The sequence below is a fragment of the Stenotrophomonas sp. 05L44_2 genome (genome assembly GCF_056665995.1).
On record NZ_JBFTNR010000131.1, the window covers coordinates 1 to 7,281 of the forward strand.

Sequence of the window (7,281 nt, forward strand, 5' to 3'; positions counted from 1 at the left end):
ATGTTGAAGCTCAGCGCCTTGGTGAGGTTGTTGAAACCCTGCAACCTCAGGCGAGGCAACGGCTTGACCACGGCGGTCGATTCCTGTGTAAGAAGGGAAAGGGGGAATTATGCGGCATAAGTGTCTCCAGGGGGAACGTGAAGACGCTCAGGTTCTGGCACACTGTTTGCCCTTAACAATTGCGCTGGTTAAGCTCCGCTATCGACCCCGTGAATCCGTTCATGCGCAGAGGGAGCGCCCCTATCGTGTCAACCGTGCGCCTAGCTAGCAGCCCATTGGCCTTGGACATCGCAACAATCGACCGCTTCCTGGCACACAGCCACCGGCGGCGCTATCCCACCCGTACCGACGTCTTCCGACCCGGTGACCCGGCGGGAACCCTGTATTACGTCATCAGCGGCTCGGTTTCGATCATGGCCGAGGAGGAGGAGGACCGCGAGCTGGTGCTGGGCTATTTCGGCGCCGGTGAGTTCGTCGGCGAGATGGGCCTGTTCGTGGAGTCGGACCGCCGCGAGGTGATCCTGCGCACCCGCACCGCCTGTGAGCTGGCTGAAATCAGCTACGAGCGCCTGCATCAGCTGTTCCTCGGCCCGCTGTCGGCCGATGCCCCGCGCCTGCTGTACGCGCTGGGCCAGCAGATCTCCAAGCGCCTGCTGGACACCAGCCGCAAGGCCAGCCGCCTGGCGTTCCTGGATGTCACCGACCGTATCGTGCGCACCCTGCACGATCTGGCGCAGGAGCCGGAGTCGATGAGCCATCCGCAGGGCAGCCAGCTGCGCGTCTCACGCCAGGAACTGGCCCGCCTGGTCGGCTGCTCGCGCGAAATGGCCGGCCGGGTGCTGAAGAAGCTGCAGACCGACGGCCTGCTGCACGCCCGCGGCAAGACCGTGGTGCTGTACGGCACCCGTTGACCACCCGGTGTCCGCCGGGCATGGCCCGGCGCTACCACAGGATCTGCGCCGGGAGCGCCGGGCCATGCCCGGCGGGTCGCCATACGTGCGACGTGCCATCGCATGTCCCGCACACCCGCTTCCGCTAGGCTCGATCCATGGAACTGAGCAGCGAATTCTGGTGGTTCATCCTCATCGGCCTTGGCGCACAGCTGGTCGATGGTGCGCTGGGCATGGCATTCGGGCTGGTTTCTTCATCGGTGCTGCTCAGCATGGGGCTGCCTCCCGCACAGGTCAGCGCCAGCGTCCATACCGCTGAGGTGTTCACCACCGGCGCATCCGGTGTGTCGCATCTGGTAGCAGGAAATGTCGACAAACGCCTGTTCTTCCGCCTCGCCCTGCCCGGCGCACTGGGTGGTGCACTCGGCGCGTACGTCCTGACACAGGTCCCTGGCGACCTGATCCGCCCGCTGATCTACCTGTACCTGCTGGTGCTAGCCATCATCATCCTGGCCCGCGCGGCCGGCCGCTGGATGCCCAAGGGCGAGATCCGCCGGGTGCCGGTGCTGGGATTCTTCGCTGGCCTGCTCGATGCCAGCGGCGGCGGCGGCTGGGGCCCGGTGGCCACCTCCACCCTGCTCGCCAGCGGTGGCCAGGCCAGGACCACCATCGGCACCGTCAACGCGGCCGAGTTCGTGGTCACCCTGACCATTTCGGCCACGTTCCTGCTGTCGATGGGGGTGCAGCACCTGCAGATCGTCGCCGGCCTGTTGATCGGCGGCATGATGGCCGCGCCGGTGGCGGCGGTGCTGGTGAAGCGGGTGAAGGAGCGCTGGGTGCTGGTCGCAGTGGGCGTGCTGGTGCTGGGCATCAGCCTGTTCCAGGTGGGCCATGCACTGTTCGGGTACCTGGGCCGCTGACCGCCCGCCGGGCGTGGCCCGGCGCTACCCGCGCGGGCTTCGGTAGTGCCGGCCGCTGGCCGGCAACCTCATGAACTGCGGAAACGCTTGCCAGGTTGCCGGCCAGCGGCCGGCACTACCGGGTCCCTGCCCGGCGGGCAGGCGGGATCGATTACGCCTTCTCGCCACCGCGGTCCACGCAGCCCCAGTTGAGGATGCGGGTGCCGGCCGGCAGCACGCGGCGGAAGAATTCCACCTTGGCCGGCTTCGGGTTGACCACCACCGGCGCTTTCGCCGCCAGCAGCAGCGGAAGGTCGGCGGTACTGTCGGAATAGGCGATGTCGATGTCGCCGTAGCCGCGCTCGCGCAGCATGCGCATCTTCTCTTCGTTGTGGCAGTGTCGGGTCGGCCCTACCCCGCCCAGACGCGGCCCCACTTCGGTGCCGATCACCGGCACGTCCTGGTGAGCGACAAAGGCCAGGATCGCACGGGCCAACTCCGGCGGCGCACCGGTGGCCACCACCACGCGGTCGCCCTTGGCACGATGCGCGGCGAACACCTCCAGCGCCTGTGGCAACAGCTTGGCGCGCATCTGCGCCTCGTTGCGCAGCACGTAGGCGTCGATCACCTTGTTGAACTCACGCGCGCGGTGCAGCCCGAAACTGCCGATCCAGACATAGACCGAGATACCGGCACGGCGGGTCGGCAGCATCGCCACCATCGGCCCGGCGATCGGGGTGACCAGCAGCGCCGCCAGCATCCGCAGCGGGTTGCGCTTGATCAGCGAGGCGAACAGGTGGGTGCCCGAATCGCCGTCATACAGGGTGTGGTCGAAGTCGAAGACCACCAGCGGCGCATCCTCGCGCGGCGTTGGATAGTGCGTTTTCATGCTGCGAAGAATAGCTGACGCAGACCCTCACCCGGCTCTTCCACGCGCATGAAGGCCTCGCCGACCAGGAACGAGTGGATGCCGGCATCGCGCATCAGCGCCACGTCCTGCGGGCCAAGAATGCCACTCTCGGTGACCAGCAGGCGATCGCGCGGCACGGCCAGGCGCATGTCCAGCGTGGTCTGCAGCGACACTTCGAAGGTGCGCAGGTTGCGGTTGTTGATGCCGATCATCGGCGCCGGCACCTGCAGCGCACGCTCCAGTTCGTCGATGTCATGCACTTCCACCAGCACGTCCATGCCCAGCGACATCGCCAGTTCGGACAGCGTGGCCAGCTGCGTATCGTCCAGCGCAGCGACGATCAGCAGGATGCAGTCGGCGCCAAGCACGCGCGCCTCGACCACCTGGTAGGCGTCGATCACGAAGTCCTTGCGCAGCACCGGCAGCGTGCAGGCATCGCGGGCCTGCTGCAGGTAGACGTCGGCCCCCTGGAAGAAATCCACGTCGGTCAGCACCGACAGGCAGCTGGCGCCGCCGAACTCATAGCTGACCGCGATGTCGGCCGGGCGGAAGTCGGGGCGGATCACGCCCTTGGACGGGCTGGCCTTCTTCACTTCGGCAATCACCGCCGGATCGCCATTGGCCACCGCGGCCTGCAGCGCGCGCACGAAACCGCGCACCGGTGGCGCATCGGCCAGCGCGGCCTGCAGCTCCTCAAGCGGCCGCTGGGCGCGGCGCTGGGCTACTTCTTCGGCCTTGCGGGCCAGGATCGTCTGCAGGATATCGCTCATCGTCGTCGGGTCGGTGCTGGGGCGGTGAGGACGACCATTATCGGCCATCGGGTGGGTCAGGCTGAACCGCGCGCTCAGGCAACCAGCGCGCGGGTGGTATCGACATACTGCTGCAGGCGGGCACGGGCGCTGCCATCGGCGATGACCGCGCGGGCGCGGGCCAGGCCGTCGCCGATATCGCTGGCTACGCCGGCCACGTACAACGCTGCGCCCGCATTCAGGGCGACGATGTCCAGCGCCGGACCCGGCTCGTTGTCGAGCACCGCGCGCAGCATGGCAATGGATTGCTCCGGGCCGTCCACGCGCAGGTTGCGGCTGGCCGACATGGCGATGCCGAAGTCTTCCGGATGGATCTCGTACTCGCGCACCTTGCCGTCGCGCAGCTCACCCACCAGGGTGCCGGCGCCCAGCGAGATCTCGTCCATGTTGTCGCGGCCCCAGACCACCATCGCACGCTCGGTACCCAGCTCGCGCAGCACGCGCGCCTGGATGCCCACCAGGTCGGGATGGAACACGCCCATCAGCACCGACGGTGCGCTGGCCGGGTTGGTCAGCGGCCCGAGGATGTTGAAGATGGTGCGCACGCCCATCTCGCGACGCACCGGCGCCACCACCTTCATCGACGGATGGTGGATCGGCGCGAACATGAAACCGATGCCGGTCTGTTCGATGGCCGCCGCCACCTGCGCCGGCTGCAGCTCGATCGCCGCGCCCAATGCCTCGACCGCATCAGCGCTGCCGGACTTGGACGACACGCTGCGGTTGCCATGCTTGGCTACGCGCGCGCCGGCGGCTGCAGCAACGAACATCGCGCAGGTTGAGATGTTGAACGTATGCGAGCCATCGCCACCGGTGCCGACGATGTCGACCAGGTGGGTGGTATCGGCGACCGGCACGGCCAGCGCGAATTCGCGCATCACCGTCGCCGCGGCGGCGATCTCGTCGATGGTCTCCTTCTTCACACGCAGGCCGGTGAGGATGGCGGCGGTCATCATCGGCGAGACGTCGCCGCGCATGATCTGCCGCATCAGGTCGACCATTTCGTCGAAGAAGATTTCGCGGTGTTCGATGGTGCGTTGCAGGGCTTCCTGGGGGGAGAAGCTCATCGGAATACTCCTTGGATCAGGCAGCCGGGCGCTGCAGGAAATTGCGCAGCAGCGCGTGACCGTGCTCGGTGAGGATCGATTCGGGATGGAACTGCACGCCCTCCACCGGGAACTGGCGGTGGCGCAGGCCCATGATCTCTTCGATCGAGCCATCCTCGTTCTCGGTCCACGCGGTCACTTCCAGCGCGTCGGGCAGGCTGTTCTTGTCCACCACCAGCGAGTGGTAGCGGGTGGCCTGGTAACCGTCCGGCAGGCCGGCGAACACGCCCTTGCCTTCATGGCGGATCGGCGAGGTCTTGCCGTGCATGATGTTGCCGGCGCGGATGACCGTGCCGCCGTAGACCTGGCCGATGCCCTGGTGGCCCAGGCACACGCCGAGGATCGGCGTGGTCGGGCCCAGGCGCCGGATCAGCTCCAGCGACACGCCCGCTTCGTTGGGCGTGCACGGGCCGGGCGAAATGACGATGCGTTCGGGCTTCTGCGCGGCGATCTCGTCCACGCTCATCGCATCGTTGCGCACCACCTTCACTTCGGCACCCAGCGTCTGCAGGTACTGCACGAGGTTGTAGGTGAAGCTGTCGTAGTTGTCGATCATCCACAACATGGTCAGGTTCCGTCGCTTATCAGGAAAATGGCGTACACGTTTTCGGTGTAGGTGATGGGGCCGGCTTCGATGGATTCGGACAGGCGCGAGCCCGTGGTCTCGATGCTGTTCATCGGCGCCTCGGGCGAGGGCGGCGAAGGCGGCGTCACCAGATCGCCGCTGCGGGGCCAGTTGCCTGCCTGCACGCCGTAGGCGAAGTTCGGGGCCACGTCGGAGATGCTGTAGAGGCCGGTGATGCGCGCGCCATAGGCCGTGGCAAGGTGCTTGGCGGAGGCGCGTGTCTGCGTTGCCGCTTCGGCCTTGAGTTCGCCACGCAGTGCGGCTTCCTTCGAGTAGCCAGGCCGCATGCTGCTGATCTGCAGGTCATCGCTGGCATCGACCGCGCGCAGGAAGGCCTGCAGGTCGCCGGTGGTGCCGAAGCTGCCTTTCAGCCGCCGGCTCACCCGTGTCCCCAAGTATTCCTGCTTGCCCTGCACGCTGTAGCGGTAGTCCGGCTGGATGGTCAGGTTGTCCGCCACCACGCTTGCCGGAAGTGCATGGTTGCGCTTGAACGCACCCAGCACCGCATCGACATTGCCCTGCACGCGCGAGCGCGCTGTATCCGGCTGAAGATCGGTGGACTTGACCAGCAGTTCGACGGTGAACCGGTCCGGCATCACCGTTCGCGCGCCCTCGCCCTTCACCAGCAGGTGCGGCTGCGAGGGAATGGTGTTGGCCTGCGCCCAGGCAGACGGGGCCATCGTGGCCAGCAGCGACGACCACAGCAATGCGCTCAGCAGCTTCATGCGGTACTCCTTGTCTTGAACGGAAACAGCGAGGGGTGCTGCGGCGCAGGCCACAGCACGGGGAAACTCACAGGCCCTTGGCGGCCTGGGCGACGGCACGGAACAGCGCGCGGCCCTTGTTCATCGTCTCGTCCCATTCCTTGTCCGGGTCCGAGTCGTAGACGATGCCGGCGCCGGCCTGCACGTACAGGCGGCCGTCCTTGATCACGGCGGTGCGGATCGCGATCGCGGTATCGGCATCGCCGTGCCAGCCGATGTAACCGATGCTGCCAGCGTAGACATTGCGCTTGATCGGTTCCAGTTCGCGGATCACTTCCAGCGCGCGGATCTTCGGCGCGCCGCTGACCGTACCGGCCGGGAAGGTGGCGCGCAGCACGTCGGCGTAGCTCAGGCCCGGCTGCAGCTGCCCGGTCACTTCGCTGACGATGTGCATGACGTGGCTGTAGCGTTCGATCACGAACTGCTCGCCCACTTCCACGGTACCGGCTTTGGACACGCGGCCGGCGTCGTTGCGGCCCAGGTCGATCAGCATCAAGTGCTCGGCGCGTTCCTTCGGATCGGCCAGCAGCTCGACTTCCAGCGCCTGGTCCAGTTCCGGCGTGGCGCCGCGCGGGCGGGTGCCGGCGATCGGGCGCACGGTCACTTCACCGTCCTGCAGACGCACCAGGATTTCCGGCGAGGAGCCGACCACCTGCAGGTCGCCGACATCGAGGAAATACATGTACGGCGACGGATTCAGTGCACGCAGCGCGCGATACACATCCACCGGGCGCGCCTTGAATGGCACGCTCAGGCGCTGGCTGAGCACCACCTGGAAGATGTCGCCGGCACGGATGTACTCCTTGCTGCGCTGGACCGCATCGACGAAGCCTTCGCGGGTGAAACCTGAAACGAAATCGGACTCGTCCAGCACGTCGCTGGTGAGTGGTGCCGGATAGCCGGCACCCGGCGCGCGCAGCCTGGCCGCCAATGCGTCCAGGCGCGCTTGGGCCTGTTCAAAGGCGCCTTCGACGCGCGGGTCGGCGTGCACGATCAGGTACAGCCGGCCCTTCAGGTTGTCGAACACCGCCAGCTCATCGGAGTGCAGCAGCAGGATGTCCGGAGTGCCCAGTTCGTCGCGGCCGGCCGGCGATGCCAGGCGCGGCTCGATGTAGCCGATGCACTCGAACCCGAACCAGCCGACCAGGCCACCGGTGAAGCCCGGCAGGCCTTCCAGCTTCGGCGCCGAGTGAGCACTGCGCAGCGCCTCGACCTCGGCAAACGGATCGGCCACCTCGCGGGTTTCCACCACTTGGCCGTCCTCGCGCACCGTCAGGG

At 67.1% G+C, this 7,281-nt stretch carries 8 protein-coding genes; 2 read left to right on the forward strand and 6 right to left on the reverse strand.

Going from position 1 to position 7,281, the window contains the following annotated elements:
- Positions 1-221: 221 nt before the first annotated feature.
- Both crp and AC1VAN_RS06560 read left to right on the forward strand, forming a co-directional pair.
- Positions 222-911, forward strand: a complete 690-nt coding sequence (gene crp, locus AC1VAN_RS06555) for a cAMP-activated global transcriptional regulator CRP (RefSeq protein ID WP_025874619.1) — start codon at positions 222-224, stop codon at positions 909-911.
- A 137-nt stretch (positions 912-1,048) separates the two neighbouring features.
- Complete coding sequence (locus AC1VAN_RS06560) at positions 1,049-1,810, forward strand: sulfite exporter TauE/SafE family protein (RefSeq protein ID WP_480985500.1); 762 nt, start codon at positions 1,049-1,051, stop codon at positions 1,808-1,810.
- A gap of 151 nt (positions 1,811-1,961) precedes the next feature.
- Here the strand turns inward: AC1VAN_RS06560 and AC1VAN_RS06565 are convergent, their stop codons facing one another.
- The 6 genes from AC1VAN_RS06565 to AC1VAN_RS06590 all read right to left on the reverse strand — a co-directional run.
- A complete protein-coding gene (locus AC1VAN_RS06565) occupies positions 1,962-2,678 on the reverse strand; it encodes a haloacid dehalogenase-like hydrolase (RefSeq protein WP_282279457.1) in 717 nt (238 codons plus the stop codon).
- Positions 2,675-3,469, reverse strand: coding sequence for an indole-3-glycerol phosphate synthase TrpC (gene trpC / locus AC1VAN_RS06570; RefSeq protein ID WP_059065380.1), 795 nt, complete (start codon positions 3,467-3,469; stop codon positions 2,675-2,677). The genes AC1VAN_RS06565 and trpC overlap by 4 nt, the downstream gene beginning before the upstream one ends.
- A gap of 74 nt (positions 3,470-3,543) precedes the next feature.
- A complete protein-coding gene (gene trpD, locus AC1VAN_RS06575; protein ID WP_025874615.1) occupies positions 3,544-4,575 on the reverse strand; it encodes an anthranilate phosphoribosyltransferase in 1,032 nt (343 codons plus the stop codon).
- A gap of 16 nt (positions 4,576-4,591) precedes the next feature.
- The gene (locus AC1VAN_RS06580; RefSeq protein ID WP_025874614.1) at positions 4,592-5,179 is read right to left on the reverse strand and encodes an anthranilate synthase component II; all 588 of its coding nucleotides are present in this window, start codon (positions 5,177-5,179) and stop codon (positions 4,592-4,594) included.
- A gap of 2 nt (positions 5,180-5,181) precedes the next feature.
- Complete coding sequence (locus AC1VAN_RS06585) at positions 5,182-5,964, reverse strand: SIMPL domain-containing protein (protein ID WP_032976650.1); 783 nt, start codon at positions 5,962-5,964, stop codon at positions 5,182-5,184.
- Positions 5,965-6,031: 67 nt separating this feature from the next.
- A partial coding sequence (locus tag AC1VAN_RS06590; RefSeq protein ID WP_480985501.1) for an anthranilate synthase component I family protein occupies positions 6,032-7,281 on the reverse strand: 1,250 nt, incomplete at its 5' end.

Coding starts and splice junctions, on each gene's coding strand:
- crp (WP_025874619.1), top strand. CDS start 222: ATGCGCAGAGGGAGCGCCCCTATCGTGTCAACCGTGCGCCTAGCTAGC.
- AC1VAN_RS06560 (WP_480985500.1), top strand. CDS start 1,049: ATGGAACTGAGCAGCGAATTCTGGTGGTTCATCCTCATCGGCCTTGGC.
- AC1VAN_RS06565 (WP_282279457.1), bottom strand. CDS start 2,678: ATGAAAACGCACTATCCAACGCCGCGCGAGGATGCGCCGCTGGTGGTC.
- trpC (WP_059065380.1), bottom strand. CDS start 3,469: ATGAGCGATATCCTGCAGACGATCCTGGCCCGCAAGGCCGAAGAAGTA.
- trpD (WP_025874615.1), bottom strand. CDS start 4,575: ATGAGCTTCTCCCCCCAGGAAGCCCTGCAACGCACCATCGAACACCGC.
- AC1VAN_RS06580 (WP_025874614.1), bottom strand. CDS start 5,179: ATGTTGTGGATGATCGACAACTACGACAGCTTCACCTACAACCTCGTG.
- AC1VAN_RS06585 (WP_032976650.1), bottom strand. CDS start 5,964: ATGAAGCTGCTGAGCGCATTGCTGTGGTCGTCGCTGCTGGCCACGATG.